Origin of the sequence: Sporosarcina sp. resist (genome assembly GCF_014302295.1) — a bacterium.
Taxonomy (GTDB): Bacteria; Bacillota; Bacilli; order Bacillales_A; family Planococcaceae; genus Sporosarcina; species Sporosarcina psychrophila.
This window is the reverse complement of sequence record NZ_CP060287.1, coordinates 2213716-2233135: the sequence shown is the minus strand read 5'-3', so window position 1 is coordinate 2233135 and position 19420 is coordinate 2213716. Positions and strand designations below refer to the sequence as shown.

At 38.0% G+C, this 19420-nt stretch carries 19 protein-coding genes, 1 pseudogene and 1 riboswitch; of the genes and pseudogenes, 11 read left to right on the top strand and 9 right to left on the bottom strand.

Features of this window, described 5'->3' with window-relative positions; all coding sequences use genetic code 11:
• Window positions 1-76 precede the first annotated feature (76 nt).
• Entirely contained in the window at window positions 77-910 is an 834-nt protein-coding gene (locus H7992_RS11030) for a TetR/AcrR family transcriptional regulator (RefSeq protein WP_067208575.1), read from the top strand.
• A gap of 485 nt (window positions 911-1395) precedes the next feature.
• Here H7992_RS11030 and H7992_RS11025 read toward each other — a convergent pair whose 3' ends face one another.
• The 6 genes from H7992_RS11025 to H7992_RS11000 form a co-directional block, all read right to left on the bottom strand.
• Window positions 1396-1614, bottom strand: coding sequence for a TIGR00366 family protein (locus H7992_RS11025; RefSeq protein WP_255428653.1), 219 nt, complete (start codon window positions 1612-1614; stop codon window positions 1396-1398).
• Window positions 1615-2010: 396 nt separating this feature from the next.
• Complete coding sequence (locus H7992_RS11020; RefSeq protein ID WP_187047565.1) at window positions 2011-2712, bottom strand: ABC transporter ATP-binding protein; 702 nt, start codon at window positions 2710-2712, stop codon at window positions 2011-2013.
• Window positions 2713-2723: 11 nt separating this feature from the next.
• Window positions 2724-3500, bottom strand: coding sequence for an ABC transporter ATP-binding protein (locus H7992_RS11015; protein WP_067208570.1), 777 nt, complete (start codon window positions 3498-3500; stop codon window positions 2724-2726).
• A gap of 18 nt (window positions 3501-3518) precedes the next feature.
• The gene (locus tag H7992_RS11010) at window positions 3519-4805 is read right to left on the bottom strand and encodes a branched-chain amino acid ABC transporter permease (protein WP_067208567.1); all 1287 of its coding nucleotides are present in this window, start codon (window positions 4803-4805) and stop codon (window positions 3519-3521) included.
• A 9-nt stretch (window positions 4806-4814) separates the two neighbouring features.
• Window positions 4815-5801, bottom strand: a complete 987-nt coding sequence (locus H7992_RS11005) for a branched-chain amino acid ABC transporter permease (protein ID WP_187047564.1) — start codon at window positions 5799-5801, stop codon at window positions 4815-4817.
• Window positions 5802-5943: 142 nt separating this feature from the next.
• Window positions 5944-7131: a branched-chain amino acid ABC transporter substrate-binding protein gene (locus tag H7992_RS11000; RefSeq protein WP_187047563.1), complete on the bottom strand. Its 1188-nt coding sequence runs from the start codon at window positions 7129-7131 to the stop codon at window positions 5944-5946.
• A 400-nt stretch (window positions 7132-7531) separates the two neighbouring features.
• Between H7992_RS11000 and H7992_RS10995 the strand changes: the two genes are divergently transcribed.
• Together H7992_RS10995 and H7992_RS10990 are read left to right on the top strand one after the other, a co-directional pair.
• Window positions 7532-8359 carry a C40 family peptidase gene (locus H7992_RS10995; protein ID WP_187047562.1) on the top strand — a complete coding sequence of 276 codons (828 nt, stop codon included), beginning with the start codon at window positions 7532-7534 and terminating at the stop codon, window positions 8357-8359.
• 31 nt (window positions 8360-8390) lie between these two features.
• Window positions 8391-8735, top strand: a pseudogene (locus H7992_RS10990) (hypothetical protein); the annotation flags it as partial.
• Between the two features lie 113 nt (window positions 8736-8848).
• Here H7992_RS10990 and H7992_RS10985 read toward each other — a convergent pair.
• Window positions 8849-9937 carry a metallophosphoesterase gene (locus H7992_RS10985; RefSeq protein ID WP_187047560.1) on the bottom strand — a complete coding sequence of 363 codons (1089 nt, stop codon included), beginning with the start codon at window positions 9935-9937 and terminating at the stop codon, window positions 8849-8851.
• Window positions 9938-10171: 234 nt separating this feature from the next.
• Window positions 10172-11221: a 2,3-butanediol dehydrogenase gene (locus tag H7992_RS10980; protein WP_187047559.1), complete on the bottom strand. Its 1050-nt coding sequence runs from the start codon at window positions 11219-11221 to the stop codon at window positions 10172-10174.
• 176 nt (window positions 11222-11397) lie between these two features.
• A riboswitch (PreQ1 riboswitch) is annotated at window positions 11398-11441 on the top strand.
• Window positions 11442-11449: 8 nt separating this feature from the next.
• Here H7992_RS10980 and queC point away from each other — a divergent pair.
• From queC to queE, 3 genes are read left to right on the top strand one after another with little or no spacing between them, the layout of a single operon-like run.
• Window positions 11450-12115 carry a 7-cyano-7-deazaguanine synthase QueC gene (queC, locus tag H7992_RS10975; RefSeq protein ID WP_187047558.1) on the top strand — a complete coding sequence of 222 codons (666 nt, stop codon included), beginning with the start codon at window positions 11450-11452 and terminating at the stop codon, window positions 12113-12115.
• Entirely contained in the window at window positions 12112-12537 is a 426-nt protein-coding gene (gene queD / locus H7992_RS10970; protein WP_067208550.1) for a 6-carboxytetrahydropterin synthase QueD, read from the top strand. The genes queC and queD overlap by 4 nt, the downstream gene beginning before the upstream one ends.
• Window positions 12534-13241, top strand: coding sequence for a 7-carboxy-7-deazaguanine synthase QueE (gene queE / locus H7992_RS10965; protein WP_187047557.1), 708 nt, complete (start codon window positions 12534-12536; stop codon window positions 13239-13241). The genes queD and queE overlap by 4 nt, the downstream gene beginning before the upstream one ends.
• A gap of 112 nt (window positions 13242-13353) precedes the next feature.
• Here queE and H7992_RS10960 read toward each other — a convergent pair whose 3' ends face one another.
• Entirely contained in the window at window positions 13354-13533 is a 180-nt protein-coding gene (locus H7992_RS10960; RefSeq protein WP_187047556.1) for a hypothetical protein, read from the bottom strand.
• Between the two features lie 476 nt (window positions 13534-14009).
• On the opposite strand from H7992_RS10960, the gene H7992_RS10955 reads away from it, so the two are divergent.
• From H7992_RS10955 to H7992_RS10935, 5 genes are all read left to right on the top strand, one after another.
• Entirely contained in the window at window positions 14010-14654 is a 645-nt protein-coding gene (locus H7992_RS10955) for a 2OG-Fe(II) oxygenase (RefSeq protein ID WP_067208541.1), read from the top strand.
• 196 nt (window positions 14655-14850) lie between these two features.
• Complete coding sequence (locus tag H7992_RS10950) at window positions 14851-15942, top strand: DUF2157 domain-containing protein (RefSeq protein ID WP_187047555.1); 1092 nt, start codon at window positions 14851-14853, stop codon at window positions 15940-15942.
• On the top strand, window positions 15923-16474 hold the full coding sequence (locus tag H7992_RS10945; protein ID WP_255428685.1) for a GDYXXLXY domain-containing protein: 552 nt from the start codon (window positions 15923-15925) through the stop codon (window positions 16472-16474). Before H7992_RS10950 ends, H7992_RS10945 begins: the two co-directional genes overlap by 20 nt.
• A 959-nt stretch (window positions 16475-17433) precedes the next feature.
• The gene (locus H7992_RS10940; RefSeq protein ID WP_187047553.1) at window positions 17434-18693 is read left to right on the top strand and encodes an MFS transporter; all 1260 of its coding nucleotides are present in this window, start codon (window positions 17434-17436) and stop codon (window positions 18691-18693) included.
• 331 nt (window positions 18694-19024) lie between these two features.
• Window positions 19025-19420, top strand: a complete 396-nt coding sequence (locus H7992_RS10935; protein WP_187047552.1) for an SRPBCC family protein — start codon at window positions 19025-19027, stop codon at window positions 19418-19420.

Sequence of the window (19420 nt, the reverse complement as noted above, 5' to 3'; positions counted from 1 at the left end):
TTACGAACTCAAATATTTATACTAATGACTAACGAGTCAGTTGTCAATGATAAACCCTAGGAGCGATATAATCATAATGATAAAAAAACAACTAATTATGGATAAGGCTTTAGAACTTTTTGCAGAACAAGGTTTTGAAGCTACCTCTGTACAACAGATAACAGCACATTGCGGGATTTCTAAAGGCGCCTTCTACCTATCTTTCAAGTCAAAGGACGAATTGATTTTAGCATTGATTGATCATTTTATGATCCAATTTATAACCAGTATTGACTACGAAGTCAATACCACGAAAAATGATGAAGATTTGTTATTCAATTTTTATTACACGACTTTCGATTCTTTTCATAAGCACTCTGACTTTGGCAAAATTCTTATTAAAGAACAAATGCAATCATTTAACGAAGAGTTCATCTTAAAAATTCGTGCATACGATCAATTGATGGAGAAAGTAATTTTATCGATGGTTGAACGATTATACGGCGAAGAAATTGAACAGATAAAGCACGATTTAATTTACTGCATTAAAGGCTTTATGAAAAACTATTCAGAGTTATTTTTATTCTATAACTTGCCATTAGATTCGAAATTACTTGCTCAATCGCTGGTTGAGAAAACGAATATACTAGCCAAGCACATTACCCTTCCATTTATTTCAAACGAGCTAGTTCAACTGTTTAAACAACCAATGCAGGAAGAAACAACAAAGGAGCAAATCCTTGAAATCATTGAACAAAATATAAAAGAAATTGAGGATTCTATTGAAAAAGAATCGTTAATTCTGCTTAAGCAACAGCTACTTAAACCTACTTTAAGTCCTGCTCTTGTGAAAGGGTTACTCGAAAACATTCGAAATCATCCTCATTGTAAATGGGTGGCTTATTTACTTCGGAATTATTTTGGGTTTTAAATGACATAGGATTAGACTTTTGGGCAGGTCAATTGTACTCGCCATTAATTATGGAAATACGAAACAAATCCTTGAATCTGCTCGGAATTTTTACAAAGATAACACTGACTTTAATGATAAAATCACCACTATTGATAGGAACGATGAAATAATTGCCCCAAAATCAACAAGACATAGTTGAGGAAGCAACAAAAGCGTTAATGCAAGCAGATAAAAATTCGATAGTCTATCAGACAAATAATGAACGCATTGTTATCGAAGTCCAAAAATCTACTGAGCTAAGAGGATTGGTCAGTTGAAAATTTGTATGAAGGTGTGCTACTTCTCACTTCATTTGAAATCTCCTTTAAGGGAAAACAACAACACTAGTGAATATCCCATAACACAATACTACAAAGAGCCCTTGGAAACTCTTACTGGAGTTCCCAAGGGCTCAAAATCTATTAAACATACTATTCAAATATAGGGCATTGTTCTGCTAAGATCTACACTAAGAAAAGGACAACAGGATCGTGAAAAATCAGTTGCAAAATGGAATATCCAGCGCGATCTTTTGCTTTGACATCAAGGACACCCAATAAAGGTAACATAAAGAATGGATTTATCATGTTGGGAAGTGCTTCTGAAGCATTGTATACTTGCACAATCCAGGCCATGCTCATATTTAATCCTTTTGCGGCAGCGAGCAAGTACGGCGCTTCCACAATCCACTTTCCACCGTCTGAAGGGAGTAACAACCCTAGAATGGCTGAGTATATTCCGGCAATAAATGGAGATTAGGTATTAAAACGAAAAAAGATGCGTATAATTCTTTTACGCTAAGAAATTTTCTGCAACTATTTACAGAAGATAGCTCTTTCTCTAAGTGAAAGTATTTATATACTAAATTAGGCATATAATTACGACACAATTCAGTATTAAGTGAGTAGGATATAAAGAAATTCCGAAATCAACGCGAACCCAGCCTTCTTAACTAACGCAATGCTAATACGTACCTAATACATCTGTTACAACACCTAAAAAAACGCTTGGACATTTAATATCTAAGCGTTTTTGAATAGATTGGCTACAAAATCCTAAACTTAAAATCTTACTTGCTACTATGCCAAATACGCTTCGCGGACTTCTTCATTAGTAATCAAATCATAGCCGTTTCCTTGAAGTTTTATTTCTCCTGTTTGAATAACATAACCTCTATGCGCAATTTGCAGCGCTTGATAAGCATTTTGTTCCACAAGTAAAATGGTTATGCCTTCTCGATTTAATTCTTTTATGATTTCAAAAATTTGTTCCACAATTATTGGGGCAAGCCCCATTGAAGGTTCGTCTAGCATTAATAAATCCGGTTCCATCATGAGTGCTCTCCCAATGGCAAGCATTTGCTGTTCCCCTCCGCTCATCGTACCGCCCTTTTGCTCGATACGATCTTTTAATTTCGGGAAATAGTGAAATACTCTTTCCATTCTTTCATTAATCACATTTTTATTTTTCACAGAGAATGCTCCCATTAGCAAATTCTCCTTAACCGACAGTTTCGAAAAAATCCTTCTACCTTCGGGAACATGAGCAATTCCTAATAAAGTCGTTTCATGGGCAGGCTTGTTTGAGATTTCCTGTCCATTATATATAATGTTGCCAGTCTTTACTTTCACCAATCCGCTTATGGTTTTTAGTGTGGTTGATTTTCCAGCTCCATTACTACCTATAAGTGTTACAATTTCTCCCTTTTTCACTAACACGTCTATACCCTTTAAGGCATGTATACCACCATAATAGGATTCAACATTTACTAATTGAAGCATATAGTGTCCCCCTATCCCGTTTGAATAGCTCCCGATCCTAGGTATGCTTCTATAACCTTTGGATTATTTCTGATGTTCTCAGGCTTACCTTCCGCAATTTTTTCGCCATGATCCAATACAACAATATGTTCGGAGATTTCCATGACGAGCTTCATATCGTGCTCAATCAAGATAACGGTTAGATTGAATTCATGTTTCATGCTCTGTATAAGCTGAGTTAGATTTTTTGTTTCTTTTGGATTCATGCCTGCCGCAGGTTCATCTAATAATAAAACCTTTGGATTAGCAGCAAGGGCTCTTGCAATTTCCAGTCTTCTTTGTGCGCCATAGCTTAGATTACATGCTTTTTCATTTAAAAGATGAGCTAGTCCTACATATTCCAATAAGTTATATGCATTCATTTCTGAAGCCTTCTCTTCCTTCCGAATGGCAGGAAGATTTAATAAAATACCCATTAGACCTGCTTTTAAATGGGTATGCATACCAACGAGGACATTTTCAAGTACTGACATTTCATTAAACAAACGGATATTTTGAAATGTCCTCGAAATCCCTTTTTTTGAAACGTCATGCGGCTTTAATCCGTTTATTTTTTCATTTTCAAGGAGGATTATGCCCGACGTTGGCTGATAAATACCGGTTATCATATTAAAAAATGTTGTTTTTCCAGCACCATTCGGTCCAATAACTGCTGTAATTGAGTTTTTCTCTACTGTCATTGATACATCTTGATTTGCTGTTAGACCGCCAAATTTTTTTGTTATATTTCGAACTTCTAAAATAGACAATTACTGCACCCCCTTCTGCTACAGCTTCTCATTTTCCGATTGTTCCTGCGTTGTTACTAACTTAGCTTTCCTATTTACTCCTTGTAAATCCTTTTCGATAAATATACGGTTTTTTGCTGGCAAGAGTCCCTTTGGTCTATATAAAGCAAAGAGGATTAATAGAGCTCCAAATATGAAACGTTGCATTTTAGCTGGTGATAATGCATATGGAATCGAAATTATCCCCGACAAGCTTAGTTGATTTAACCAATTTGTCATTTCCGTCAATACTTGGAGATTCAGAATCGTCATAACGGCCGCCCCAAGAATAACGCCCGGGACACTTCCCATACCACCCAAAACCACCATTACTAATATCGTAATTGACTCAAGTAGTGTAAAGCTTGTAGGGTCTACAAATGCTTGTTTAGCAGCAAAGACGACACCCATCATCCCTGAGAAGGTAGCACCAATCGCAAACGCCATTAGTTTTGTCCGAACTAAAGGTACACCCATAGCTTGAGCAGCTATTTCATTTTCCCTAACAGCCTTCCACGAACGCCCTATTTTGGAGTGTTCAAAACGACGAACTGTAAAGATCGTGAAAAATAGGAGAACAAGTACAATGTAATAAAATTGGCTAGGATATAGGAAATCGATCCCAAATAATCTAGGTGGAGTTACGGAAGAAATTCCCATTGCACCGTTTGTTATATTAATGGGGCGATCTAGATTATTAAATATAATTCTAATGATCTCTCCAAAACCTAACGTAACAATAGCTAGATAATCTCCCTTAACCCGGAGAACTGGAATTCCAAGTAGAATTCCAAACAACGCAGCTACCAATCCACCTATGATAATAAATAGCCAAAAGCTTTCTCCCGATAAAGGGAAAGTTCCAAATGGCATAAAATTAGATGCTTGCGCTGTAGCAAAAATACCATATGTGTATGCCCCAACTGCGAAAAATGCTACAAAACCCAAATCAAGAAGCCCAGCCATACCAACTACAATATTTAATCCTAAAGCCATAGCAATATAGATACCAACAAGTGTCGAAACTTCCATGTAAGATTGATAAGCATCACCATTACTAGCTGTGAACGGCAGTAAAAACACTAGTACAAAACCCGCTATCAACCATTTTGTGAGATTAGTAAACTTTGTAAAATATAGTAGTAATAACGAAGTTAATAGAAGTAGAAAGGCGGCAACTGACTTCTGTGCCGTATATAAACTTAGTGATGTAACTCCGATGTAAATTAGAAGAAAGATTCCATGCGCAAGTTTGTTTTGTTCATATTTTTTCCATAGAGTTTTCAATCTTCTCACCTACACTTTCTCAGTGACCGGTTTGCCTAATAAGCCCTCCGGTTTAAAAAGTAACACGATGATCAATATCGCAAACGCAAACACATCTTTGTATTCGGCACCAAATACTCCACCAGTTAAAAGTGTTAAATTAGCAGATGCAAACATTTCTAATACCCCAAGTAGTAAACCGCCAATCATTGCGCCACGAATATTTCCTATGCCCCCTATTACTGCCGCGGTAAATGCCTTCAACCCAAGAATAAATCCAATATAAGGATCTATGGTTCCGTATTGTACAGCAAATAATACCCCCGTTGCGCCCCCAAGAGCAGATCCTACAAAAAAGGTTATTGAAATAACTTTATTCACATTTACTGTCATCAAGGAAGCTGTTTCTCGATCTTGTGCAACAGCCCGCATCGCCATTCCCCATCTTGTCCTATTCACAAATATATCTAGAGCAATCATCATAATTACCGCTGTAACTAACACAATAATAAATGATGTTTTTATAGATGCATCATTAAAAATGGAACTTATGGAAGAAGTTTTAATCAAAACTTGTTCTGTAAAAAGACTAGGTCCCGTTACAATGTAGTTTCCTTTTGTTAATTCTGCTATGAATCTTACAATATCTTGTAATAAAAATGAAATGCCAATCGCTGTAATAAGCGGGATTAATCTAGGTGCATTGCGTAATGGTCTATATGCCAATCTTTCAATACCCATCCCCAAAAAACCTGTAAGGAAAGCAGTTACAATGAGTACAATAATTAGCATAACAATGGCAGGTAGCGCCGCCCCCCATCCAGTGCCTGTCATAAAGATTAATAGGGCTGTCCCAATAAAAGCACCTGTCATAAAGATTTCCCCGTGTGCAAAGTTAATTAATTCTAATATCCCATAAACCATTGTGTACCCTAAAGCAATTACAGCATACACAGTTCCTAGGGCAAGGCCATCAATCAAGACTTGCGGGATCGTTTGTATTATTTCGTTCAGCATAAGCTACCTCCTTGTCCAAGGTGTATAAAAGAAAGCGCAAGGCGCCGCACAGCTCCGACAGACATAAGCCGGTCTGACTTATGACCGAGGAGCTGGCGCCTGGAGCTAGACAGTCAAAATGAATCGTACCCTTCCAAGCTACTTAATTTTCGACTTCACCTTCTAATTGCGGTGGATAACTAGCTTCTTTATAATTAAAAATAAATACTTTTGCATACTTATTGTCGCCAATGTCATCAAAGCTTACTGTTGTCAACACACCTTGATAATCTTTTATTCCACGAACAGCATCTCTTACTTGCTCGCGTGTCGGCAATTTATTATTATTTGCTGTAATTGCATTCTCGATACCTTTTAATACCACTCCCATAGTGTCATAGCCGTATACTGAGTATGCTTCTGCATCACGATTGTTAATTTCTTTGTACCTTTCCATAAACTCTTTTCCAGCTTCTGATTCAGCAGGATCTCCTGCTAGAGTAGTAATGTACGTATTTTTAATTGCATCTCCAGCAATTTCAACGAGTGTAGAAGAATCTAATCCGTCTCCACCCATAATCGGGATATCAATACCTTTTTCTCTCGCTTGTTTTATTAATAGCCCGCCTTCTGCGTAGATTCCCCCGAAGTATACTAGATCTGGTTTCTTAGAAAGGATTTGGTTTAGAACTCCATTAAAATCTTTCTCTCCAAGCGTAATCCCTTCAAACCCAAGAATTTCAGCTCCTGCATCTTCAGCACCTTTTTCGAAGGCTTTCGCAAGCCCCGTACCGTATGCTGTTTTATCTTGAACGATAAAGATTTTCTTTGCTTTTAAAGTGTTAACTGCATAATCAGCCCCTGCTGGACCTTGAGAATCATCTCGAGCAACAATACGATTCACTGTTTTTAATCCTCTATCTGTAACTTCAGTTGCTGAGTTGGCTGGTGAAACCATTGGAATACTGTATTTTTCATATACTTCTGAAGATGGGATAGCAACACCTGAGTTGAAGTGACCGACAACTGCGAATATAGATTTATCTGCACCTATTAATTGAGCATTGGCCACCCCTTTTTTGGGATCGGCTTGGTCATCGAAAGGGACGAGTTGCAACTCAAATCCTAATTCTTTAAACTTTTCCTTTTGGTCGTCTAATGCAAGCTGTGCACCTAGCTTAATTACTTCTCCAATTGCGGCACTACCTCCTGATAGTGGTGTCTGAGTAGCGATTTTAATAATCGGTAAATCTTTTCCCCCAGTCGTTTTGGGCTTTGAACCACAGCCCACTAACATACCTACCACCAAAACTCCCGCTAACAATAAAGCTAAAGATTTTTTGACCTTCATGTTGACCCCCCATTCTTCTTAATTGAAGTACAAGCCTTTGTATATGTATATTGATTAGAAACAAGAATTAGGACAGATTATTCATTTTTATTTTCAGGAATTTAGTTCCAGTTAAGCACAATAATGAGAAATCCACAAAAGAATGTTTGTTTTGTGCCATATTCAATAAAAAAACCTCTCCCCAGTTCAACCAGTGAACCGAGAGAAGTCTATGATTTAAGCTGCCTACGGCAAATGTTAACTAAAGTTGGATGCAAGTCCAAGATATCCCGTTATTTTTACGGACGCGTAATGAATCTGTAATCAAATTGCTGTTGTACTTGCATATTCAGTTCTCTACTATTAAACGTATAGGCATTGACCAGTCAATGATTAATAGAAAAGGTGGCTGAAATACATAATGAGAAAAATTGCATGTTCACTACTTTTAGCAGGCACTTTAGTATTCGGAATGGCAAATAGCGATGTAGAAGCGAGCACGCATACAGTTAAAAATGGGGAGTCACTATGGAACATTTCAAAATCAAGCAAGGTATCCATAACCAATCTAAAAAAATGGAATAACTTAACGTCAGATTCACTCTATCCAAATCAAATCTTACAAACATCAGCTAAGAAAACCAATTCAGCGTCTAACGGCATTTCAGCAAAAAAGGGAACCTTTAAGACAAAATCCAATGTCAATGTGCGTTCCGCTGCTGGTACAACAAATAAGGTTGTTGCTAAGGTAAAAAAAGGGACGACGTTAACTGTTTCACAGCAAAAAAAGTTGGGGAACGATGTTTGGTTTCACGTAAAAGTTAACAAAACATCCGGATGGATACTTAGTTCTCTTTTAACAAGTGCAAACAAATCAACTTCCAAATCATCCACTGCTTCTCAAAACGTTGTTGATCAGGCAATGAAGCTAAGGTTTATACCCTACCTATTTGGCGGGACGACAAAAAACGGCTTTGACTGTAGTGGTTTCGTACAATATGCTTTCAAACAATCAGGGAAAAAAATCTCACGCACCACGCTTAGTCAATTTGCGCAATCGAAGAAAGTAACCTCGCCCAAACCAGGTGATTTGGTCTTTTTCAAAAATACATATCGTAAAGGCATTTCACACGTCGGCATTTACATTGGCAATAATAAGTTCGTGCATGCTGGGGGCAAGCAGTCGCAAGTAACAAGCTTAAGTAACAGCTACTGGAAATCAAAATTTGATAGTTTTAAACGGCTGTAAAAAGAAACCCTGACTCGTAAAACCAATGGAATCCGTTATGAATGCGATTATTCTAACAGCCGTATTATCTGCAGGTAACTCTGGCATGTATACGTCCACTCGCGTTCTTTGGGACTTGGCGCACGAAATAAAAGAGCTTCCAAATCGTACAAAATGGTTCCTGCTTGGTCCATTATTGGTGCTATTTCTATGTATTTTCATTATTTTAGATCAAAACTTTCAAGCTTTCATGGGTAGCGGAATTGATTGGAATAGCGTAGTCATTCCCTACGTCGGTTTACTATTGTTCTTAATCGTTTGGCTAGTCTATAAAGTAGAACACAAATCAAAATTGATTCCATTGAAAGACTGTGATTTTGAAAACAAATACCCATAAGTAAAACAGCTGAAAGAAAAGGAAATCCTTTTCTTTCAGCTGTTTTTTCCTTTTTGTAAAGAACCCCAACTTTCAGCTTGCCATTGTCTCAATGTCTCCTGTTATTTTGCGTTTCATTTCTGGAATTTGAGATTGATTTCTACGATTTCAGCACGGCTACCGATTCTAAGAGGGGGGCCCCATGTACCAAAACCAGAAGTTACGATTGAGTGTAGCTGACCTTTCATTATGTGGCCATAATGATTTTCAAAAATCCATCGAGTAATTAGATTAGCTGGAAATAGTTGACCTCTATGCGTATGTCCCGATAACAGTAAATCGATGCCACTGTCACTTGCCTCGTCAAATTCAACGGGCTGGTGGTCCATCATAATCATTGGTTTGTTTTGGTCTAAGTCGGCAACTAATGCAGTTGTTGTAATCCTACTCTTTGCCGCCAGATCTTTTCGACCAATGATGTAAAAGTCATCGGAAACGAGTGCTGTTTCGTCTGCTAGTACATGGATGCCGATTTTATCCATTTCGATAACTAATTGATCAACATCATTGCCATAATAATCATGATTCCCAGGTACTGCGTAAACGCCAAGTGGTGCATGAAGTTTCCCTAATATTTTCCCCATCTCTTTATCCAGGTATGGAGCAATGTAGTCATCGATAATATCACCAGGAATTAAGATTAGATCGGGGCGTGATACCTCAATTTCGGCAACTAAACGTTCCAAATGCTTTTCACCGACAATGCTTCCGAGATGAAGATCGGATACAACGACAAGTTTTAACTCTTTTTCTGTAGCTGGTTTATCAATAGCTACCTCATACGTTGTGACAACGGGACTCCAAGCATTGTACGAACCGTAGATAAGCACAACAACAAAGAATAATATCGTCCCTAATCCGATTTGAAAAATCCATTTCTTTTTCAATAAGCAGATCGCGAGATTGATCAAAGGTAATAATAGTAAACTATAGCCAAAAATCACGAGCCAAAATCCGCCGATGAATTGGATAGGTACCCATGACCAAAACCGTCCGATGAAAAAGGACAAACTAAGTAAGATCATGAGCATTATATAGGTTTTCTTGAAGGCAGCAAATTGCGTTGTTTTCAGCCATACCCAGCCATTGTATCCGATATAAAAACATAACAGTAAATAGATCACTAAGACGAGCAAAATTAATAAAATAGTTGTAAATGACATCTGTTGTTTCCCTCACTTTATCACATCAATTACCGAACAAAGTTAGAGAGTAATGGTAACCGTAAAAATTGTTCCCTTCCCCTTCTCGCTTTGTATAGTTTTTTTAGCCATGAAGATCAATGATTATTTTTGCGATAGATAAACCTAGTCCGCCACGGTATTCACCTAAAAAAAGTACCTAAGTAACATCCAAAGATGCAACCAGGGTACTTTACTTTTAACTATTCTATCGTATTATTGTTCGCCGCTCAATTTAACAAGAATCTTCGCTTGCGTTTTGTCATTCGTTAACGCATCAAAACCTTTTTCAACAAGCTCTTCAAGCTCAATACGGCTCGTAATAATTTCTTTAGGGTTAATTTCGCCAGAATCCATCATATCAATTGTTTTCTGGAATACTGCAGGCTCATAAGCTAGTGTTGATGTAATTTTAATACCGGAAGCCGTTAAATCCATTGGTGAGAAGGAAACTGGTTTCGGGAATATAGATACAATAACAACCGTCCCCCTCGTTTTTGTGATTTTAATTGCCTGGTTCAACGTAATTTCTACGCCAGCTACCTCGAACGAGACATCAAAGCCTTCAGGTTCAATCTCTTTTCCAACTTCCAAAGGATTCACTTTACCTGAGTTGAACACATGTGTAGCTCCTACTGCCAACGCCTTTTCCAAGCGCTCTTCAGACAAGTCAAATACAACAATTTTGTTAGCACCCTGTGCTTTTGCAGCAATGATTGTCAATAATCCAATCGGGCCAGCACCAAATACAGCAACCGTTTGACCAGCTTGCAATCCGCCTTCTTTCACGGCCTGTACAGTAACTGCCATCGGTTCTACAAGTGCGCCTTCTTCAAGAGATAAACCTTTCGGAAGTGCATAAACGTTTTTCTCAGATACGACTGCAAAGTCTGCAAATCCACCGTCAGAACCTAGTCCAACAAACGTGAAGCCATCATATATATCATACTCAGACGATTTAGTGCCATATGTAATCAACGGATTGATAACGACACGATCCCCTGCTTTAAAGCGTGTCACATCAGAACCAACTTCCTCAACAATACCTGAAAACTCATGCCCTAACGTTAGTGGCGCTTCCTGGTTTGTCAATGGATCCGGACCATTTCCTGGAATTAATACTGGGCCTTCATGGTATTCATGCAAGTCACTGCCGCAAATACCAGTCCATGCCACTCGTATTTTTACATCATTTGCAAGAACTTCTTTCACTTCACGCTCTTCAACACGAATATCATTGGCTTTATACCATACTGCTGCTCTCATTGATAATTCATCTCCTTAAGTTGTTTGCATAGTTATCATACACCTAATTAAACAATTCATTAAACGATAGACTTATAATACGCGGATTGTATTATAAGAATTGTGTGCGCAACTGTTTCCAAACCCCTCTTCTAATCCCTTCCATCACCTATTTATGTTATCATTAACGTTGTTCAAAAAAAGAGGTTCGAAAACTCCCTCTCTAAAAAACTAAGGAGATGTTTTATAGTGAAAAATGAAAAAGCGGTTGTCGTCTTTAGCGGCGGCCAAGATAGTACGACATGCCTGTTTTGGGCATTGAAAAATTTCCGTGAAGTTGCTACGGTGACGTTTGACTATGGTCAGCGCCATTCGGAGGAAATCGAGTGTGCTAGAAAAATTGCAGATGAGCTTGGGGTATCGTTTAAAGTACTGGATATGAATTTGATCAACCAACTGTCAGCAAATGCCTTGACGCGAGATGATATTGAAGTGAATGAAGTAGAAGGTGAATTGCCGTCGACTTTCGTTCCAGGCAGGAATCATTTATTCCTGTCATTTGCCGCGGTCTATGCAGATGCGATTGGTGCTCGGCACTTAATTACGGGTGTCAGTGAAACGGATTTTAGCGGTTATCCTGATTGCCGTGACAATTTTATAAAATCGTTGAATGTGACACTGAATTTAGCTATGGACGGGCGGTTTGTCATCCATACGCCTTTGATGTGGCTCGATAAGTCCGAAGTTTGGGCTTTGTCTGACGAACTTGGTGCGTTCGACTTTGTGCAGAACAAGACACTTACTTGCTACAACGGAGTTCCGAGTACAGGCTGCGGGAAATGTCCTGCCTGTGTGTTACGGAATGACGGTCTCGCTACCTATTTATCTAAAAAGTCTGTAGGTGTCTCTGAATGATGCAGCAATTTTATCCGCAAGTTCAGCATTCATATCGTTTTGAATTAAACAAAGACATGCATTTTTCTGCGGCACATTTCATTCCAAGCGAAGATGCTGGAAAATGCCAAGTAATGCACGGTCATACGTATTACTTAAACATAACAATTGGAGGAAATGAACTGGATTCAATCGGTTTCCTGATTGATTTCAAGGAACTCAAAAACCTCATTCATGATAAATACGATCATTCTGTGTTGAATGATCATCCTGAATTTAAGAACAATTTCCCGACGACCGAGAAATTGGCAGAACAGGTTTGCAAATCAATCCAGGAAGTTCTTCTAACTAGAAACAACAAGCCTGTCTGCCTTCAAGTCATAGTCCGAGAAACGCCGACTAGCTATGTCATCTATCGTCCTGAACAGGAGGTAGTCCTATGAAGATTCCTGTTATGGAAGTATTCGGTCCGACTATTCAAGGCGAAGGAATGGTCATGGGGTTAAAGACGATGTTTGTTCGAACAGCTGGATGTGATTATTCTTGTTCTTGGTGCGATTCCAGTTTTACTTGGGACGGTTCGGGAAAAAGCACTTCGAAACAGCCGGCAGAAATCATAGATGAACTTAAAGCAATAGGCGGACAGTCATTTTCACATGTCACAATTTCAGGTGGGAACCCTGCCCTTCATAAAGGAATTGGGGAACTTGTCGATTTGTGCCACGAACAAGGTTGGAAGGTCGCAGTTGAAACGCAAGCTTCTTTTTGGCAGGATTGGTTATTGAAAATTGATGACATCACGCTTTCCCCAAAACCACCAAGTTCAGGGATGGTGACGGATTTCAGTAAACTGGATACGTTCATGGAGAAACTGATTGAAACGACTGCTACTTTGAAAGTCGTCATTTTCGATGAAAAGGATTTCAAGTTTTCGGAAGAGGTCCATCTGCGATATCCGGCGTTTCCTTTCTTTCTACAGACAGGAAATGACGATACGACGACAACTGACGATGCACTTCTCGTTTCGACATTGTTACAACGATATGAGTGGTTAATTGATTTAACAGTCCACTCCCCTATAATGAATGATGCCAAAGTGTTGCCACAATTGCATACTCTGCTATGGGGGAATAAACGCGGCGTCTGATAAGACTTATTCATTTCTCTGTGATCAGTATTGCATCTCTATTTTTGACATATAAAGATGATTTAATAAAGAACCAAGCGTCGGAATTGTTCTAATCCGACACTTGGTTCTTTTACTTGTGAAATTCACTATAAATCGATGAAGGCAGTTTTCTAAATTGATCGGTTTGTAAAGGCAATAAACCTAATAAAAGGTCCTCTTTTGTTCCCTTCCAATCTTCCATTCTCCCCATTGAAATCACTTCAACTATTACTTTTACAACAGATTGAGCCGACACGTTGTCATTTTCCACATCTAAATTTCCTCACTATTAGCCACAATATTAACGAAAAGATCCCAACATTAAAATGGTTACCAAATTTGCGATATGTTAAAATTCTATGATAAAATAAAATCATTCAAAGAAGAAACTATAAGAGCATGCTCTTATAATCAAATATTTGAAGTGAAAGTAGACCGTTAACACGTATAATCATTACCAATAAAGTTAATCTTCAATCAGAGGGGGGTTCTTCATCCCCCACTGATTGTTTAAAGAACTTAGGCTAAGTGCGCCACGTCCTGTGGCAAAGCCTAAGTAACCAACAGGGAGGAATGAACTGCAATTCCTCCTCGTTGGCCCTAACCATTCGGGCTTTTACGGGCATTTGATCCCCCACTTATTCTTCTTGTGTCCTTTAAGACTTGAAGTGGGGGTCTTACTGCCCGTTAATGCGGGATAAAACGTACTCGTTCTGAAAATTAGATAGTTTAAGGGGTCGTTTGAAGATGATAACGGAGAATAAAGAACAAACTATATTTGATCACGCTGGAAATAAAATAAAAACAGACAGAGAAATTGATATAATCACTAGATTCGAAGAGCCATTGATAGTAATTTTAGGTAATGTTTTAAGTAACGAAGAATGTGATGAACTAATCAAATTGTCAAAGGACAAAATGCAACGTTCAAAAATTGGGAAGACTCGTGAAATAGATGAACTGAGAACAAGTAGTAGTATGTTTTTTCAAGAAAGTGAAAGTGAAAACGAAACTGTTGCTAGAGTCGAAAAGAGAATTGCGACTATCATGAATATTCCTATTGAACACGGAGAGGGAATTCAAATCCTTAAGTATACTCCTGGTCAAGAGTATAAAGCTCATTATGATTTTTTTTCATCAACAAGTAAAGTAGCAAACAATAATAGAATTAGTACGCTCATTATGTACTTAAATGATGTAGAACAAGGCGGAGAAACTTTTTTCCCTAAACTGAATCTCTCAGTAACCCCACACAAGGGTATGGCAGTTTATTTCGAGTATTTCTATAGTGATGATGATTTAAACAAGTTAACTTTACATGGTGGAGCACCAGTTATAGCCGGAGAAAAGTGGGTCGCAACGCAATGGATGAGAAAACAAAAATTAAGATAAAAAGCGCTCAATATGAGTGCTTTTTATTTTGTTAAATTCCATCAAAATTGTAAAAAAAGCAGGAATGATAATAGAAAAAAGAAAGGAGTAGATAAGGGACATTGTACTTAATTTACGAAAAACGGAAACTGTTGCATCTCAATAATTGCGGGTATACTTAGCATAAGGGAGTCTAAAAGAAACGGAGGTCAATGAGATGAAGAGGAAAATTAGTAAATCAGAGTACCGTATCCTTGAGAAGGAATTCCTCTTTTTGGAACAAACAGGACAATTGGAAACAAATCAGGCACGCAAACTTCTAGCAGAATATTTGCCTACTGAGCGACTAAGTTTTGTACGGGTATTGCTAGTCATCGGAGCGATTTTAATCGGCGTTGGCATTCTTAGCTTCATCGCAGGTAATTGGCAAGAAATACCGAAACTTGCGAAGTTCTTACTATTATTCCTTGGGACAGCCGGCTTTTATGCAGGTGGTCATAAGATGGAAGATATTTACCCGAAAACTTCACGAAGTCTCTATTATATTGGTGTATTTGTGTTTGGCGCCGGGATTTTTCTAATTGGTCAAATGTTTAATCTGGGTGAAGGTGTTTATACAGATTTCTTCATGTGGGGCCTCGGTATTTTACCACTCGCCTATCACTTGAAAGACAAACTCATTTTTGCGTCTGCTAGCTTATTCTTCATCATTTACGGTTTCAAAGTGTTGAATGGAACGGTTGAATTACCTTATCTGCTTCTACTAATTATTCCGCTACTATTTTGGATGAATGAAAGACGGATGGGTCATTCCAAAGTTTTATTTATTTCCAATGTCATTTTGACTTTACTATTTTCATTCAATTTATTCATTTATTTTGATCTGCATGAAGTACTAATTTTATGTACATTCTTTGCACTTGGATTGTTTCTTGCCTTCTATCCATTTGGCCGATACCAGTTGCCATCCGAATGGCTTGGTTCAGTAGTCTATGGAATGGCGGGGCTGTTTCTGACTTTCCCAAGTACATGGGGGGATTTTATACCGGCAAACAATACAGGAATAGCAGCGATTATTTTCACAATCATTTTTTCAATAATACTGTTGTACTTCTTGAAGATTGGCAGTTTGCCAGCGGTTCTTATTGTGTGCACATTGATCTTCCGCTTCTACGCCGATTTGTCATATAATTTTATGCCAAAATCGTTATTCTTTATCGTTGGAGGCTTGATTTTAATCGGTTTTGGTTTTTGGTTCGAGAAAACTCGGAGAGGAACGGTGATTGCACATGAACATGATGAAAAATAAGGGTATTGGTTTCATTGTTGCACTAACTGTCCCCCTTCTCCTATTAATCGGCCTGACAGTCAAACCATTATGGACATTGACATACGGAGATGATATAGCATTGCTGACAGTGCCAGTAGATCCAAGAGATTTACTGTACGGTGATTATGTCACACTCCGTTATGAAATTGAGGAAGTTCCGAAAAATGAAATTTCGACTGTGATTTTGGACAAACTCAACAAGTCGGTGAATTCCAATGGGTTAACTGTTTACGGAAAACTTGTTAAGCAAGACGATATCTATGTGTTGGATAGTTTATCTGATAAAAAGCCTAGAGGTAGCGTCTATTTAACCGGGAAACTGAGCAGTTATGATTACCAGAATGTTGATGGTGTTAACGTCCATTCCATCGATTTTGGCTTGGAACGCTACTTCGTACCGGAAAACACCGGCAAAGAACTTGAAGATTTATCAGCGAAAGGCCGATTGATGGCGCACTTGAAAGTGAAAAATGGCTATGGGATTTTGCAGGAGATTTCTGCGGTTAAATAATGCATACACGCCTTCTATAAATTCACAATAACAGCACTAAGCACGGAATCAATTCAGATTCCGTACTTAGTGCTTTTTAGCTATTCATTCAAAACCATGTCCTCGTTACCCAATGCATCATTGTATCTACACCGCTTGTTCGGTTAGCCCACAACGTAAATCGGCATTCCACTATATGTTACAAGTACTAGTGTCTCCATTTTCATTGATAATAGCAAAATCATGTTTAAGATTTCTGTACAAAAGTTATTCAGTGAAAGGATGCTACTCATAAATGGAAAAGGATTCATCTGTTACCCAAGTTCGGATATTCCCCAAATTTAATACAGATCTACTTGGTAAATGCACAAGGTGAAAGTAGACGCAGAATGATCGTGTTACGAATGTACATACAGATTGAACCACATCTGTTGATTAACTACATTCTTACATAAAGCACTTGTAAGAAATGCATAAAAGTCTACATTTTCGCTTGAACATTTCTTGCTCGCTTTGGACGAAACGATCACAACACCTTTACCGCGTGTCTATATTGTTCAAGTAAAAAATGCAGCTATTTTTCAAGAAAGGTTGCAAGTGTAACTGCCTTACATTCGAAAAAGATATGCTATAAAGAAGGAGTAAGCAGTCATTTACTGATTAACTTTGGCCAATCAACACATGTAATATTGAACTGATGGATTGCAATATTTACTGAGTGATGACGCCGCAGAAGCTGATCTAATTAGGCATAATGCATCCCCTAGTGCCATATCAATCCAATGGATTTCTTTATTTCAACATTACTATTTAGAATTATTCGCGTTCAAATCTAACGAACAAAAAAAATTCACCTTATTGACACATAAGATAGTTTAATGTTAAATTAATATGGCTGTAAGTATTATCGTGGAAAAAGGTAATGAACATTTCGATATACGGAACGATCAAAGTACAAGAAAAAAGGATGGTTTAACTTAATGAATAACAAGAAAAAAATTCACTTTGGCTGGTGGTTACTCATCGGTGTGTCACTTATGGCGGCATTTACACGAGGTGGAATTAATAGCTCAGGTGCATTATTTTTAACACCCGTTTCTCAGGACTTAGGAATTGGTATGGGTAGTTTGACATTATACTTTAGTGTTTCTTCAATTGCTACAATGCTATTTTTACCGATTGCCGGTAAGATGATGGCGAAATATGACATCAGATTACTACTTATTGTCGGTGTAATTTTACAAGCTGGTTCTTTTGCTATGTTTGGCTTAATGGATTCAGTGTGGGGATGGTATTTATTCGCTATTCCAATGGCAATTGGTTCGGTTTTCGTTGCAACAATGGCTGGGCCAGTATTGATAAATAACTGGTTTAAAAAACATAATGGATTAGCAATGGGGGCCATGATGGCATTTGTTGGAATAGGTGGCGCTATCATCTCACCTATCGTTGGAAACCTTATTGCTAACAACGGTTGGAGATCCGCTTACATTACATTAGGACTTGTCGTAATGGCAATCGTTATTCCCATTATTATTTTAACAATCAGAATGGCACCTCAACAAAAAGGTCTGCTACCAATTGGCATGGACGAAGTTAAAAAAGGTGCAAGTGAAACTATAGTTGAGCCTAATAAAGGTGTAATTGCTGCTGTAGCAAGAAAATCTACTGCATTTTATGCATTAGTTATCTTTTTCTTCTTCATAACAGCAATTGCTAGCTTTGGTCAACATATTCCCACATTCGCAATGGGTCTTGGTTACTCCGTTCAATTCGCCGGTAATGCATTAGGTATTTGGATGATTGGTATGCTAGTTGGATCTATCGTTTTCGGTTTCTTAAGCGACAAGATTGGCGCACGAAATACAGCCATCTTCTCAATGATTACGGGATTGGTTTCAATCGGAATGTTACTTACGATTGCAGATAACTCAACAATTTTTATGATTGCAATCGGGATTTTCGGTGTTGTATCTGCATCGGTTGGAACACTCGGACCTATTCTTACAACTTCCCTTTTCGGCAATAAAGAATTCAGTCAAATTTATTCTACTGCTGCATTAGGACTAGCTGTTGCGGGTATCGTAGCTTTACCTGGATATGGGTTTGTATTTGAATTAACTGGTACTTACACATTAGTACTTTATACAATCGTTGCAATGCTTGTTTTCAATATAGTCTTTATCATCTTAGCGTTTAGAGGTAAAAAGAAACTTGAAAAAGCAGGGTTATGGAATTAATCTCATCTTACCTACTTGAATGAAAAATGCGTTAGAGCCTTCCGGGATACTTTCCAGAAGGCTCTTGTTTTTATTCAAAATTAAAAGTATTTACCGTCACCAAGGGCGATACTACAGCTCGGCTTAGTAACTATTTCTTCGGATTACAAGCGAATGCCACCTGTAACGTTTGATTATCATAGACTGCAAGCGACTCTTCATTATCCATTACTGTCCAATTACTTTCATGAGTCATCATATCTTTTGTTAGATCATCTGACCATCGACATATGTTTGTGTTTCCATCATTCCTTTTTTATACTTGAGAGACTATGTATCGGAGGTTGTTATATTGAAGACTAACAGTAAGTCCATATTAATCAAAAAAGATTTAGAAACAGTTTGGAATGCCATTGCCAATGATGAAGTTTTTTCAATTTGGTATGCTCCAGGTTCCAAGTGGAACATACCCATTTTTAAGGCTGGAGAGCAAGCCACTTTCACATTGATGCCAAGTTCATACAATGATCTTAAAAAAGAAGAGAGCATGACAATGAAATTTACGATTAAAGAAGTCGTGCAAAATCAAAAAATTTCGTATTACTGGGATTCAAATCAAATACTTTTTTCGATTGAATTAAGCTCTGAACCTGACGGAACAAGAGTAGAATTTAACCAAGAAGGATTCGCCTATTCATTGGCAAATCTAAACGCATATTTGGAAAATCAAGAACTTCCCTATTCTTAA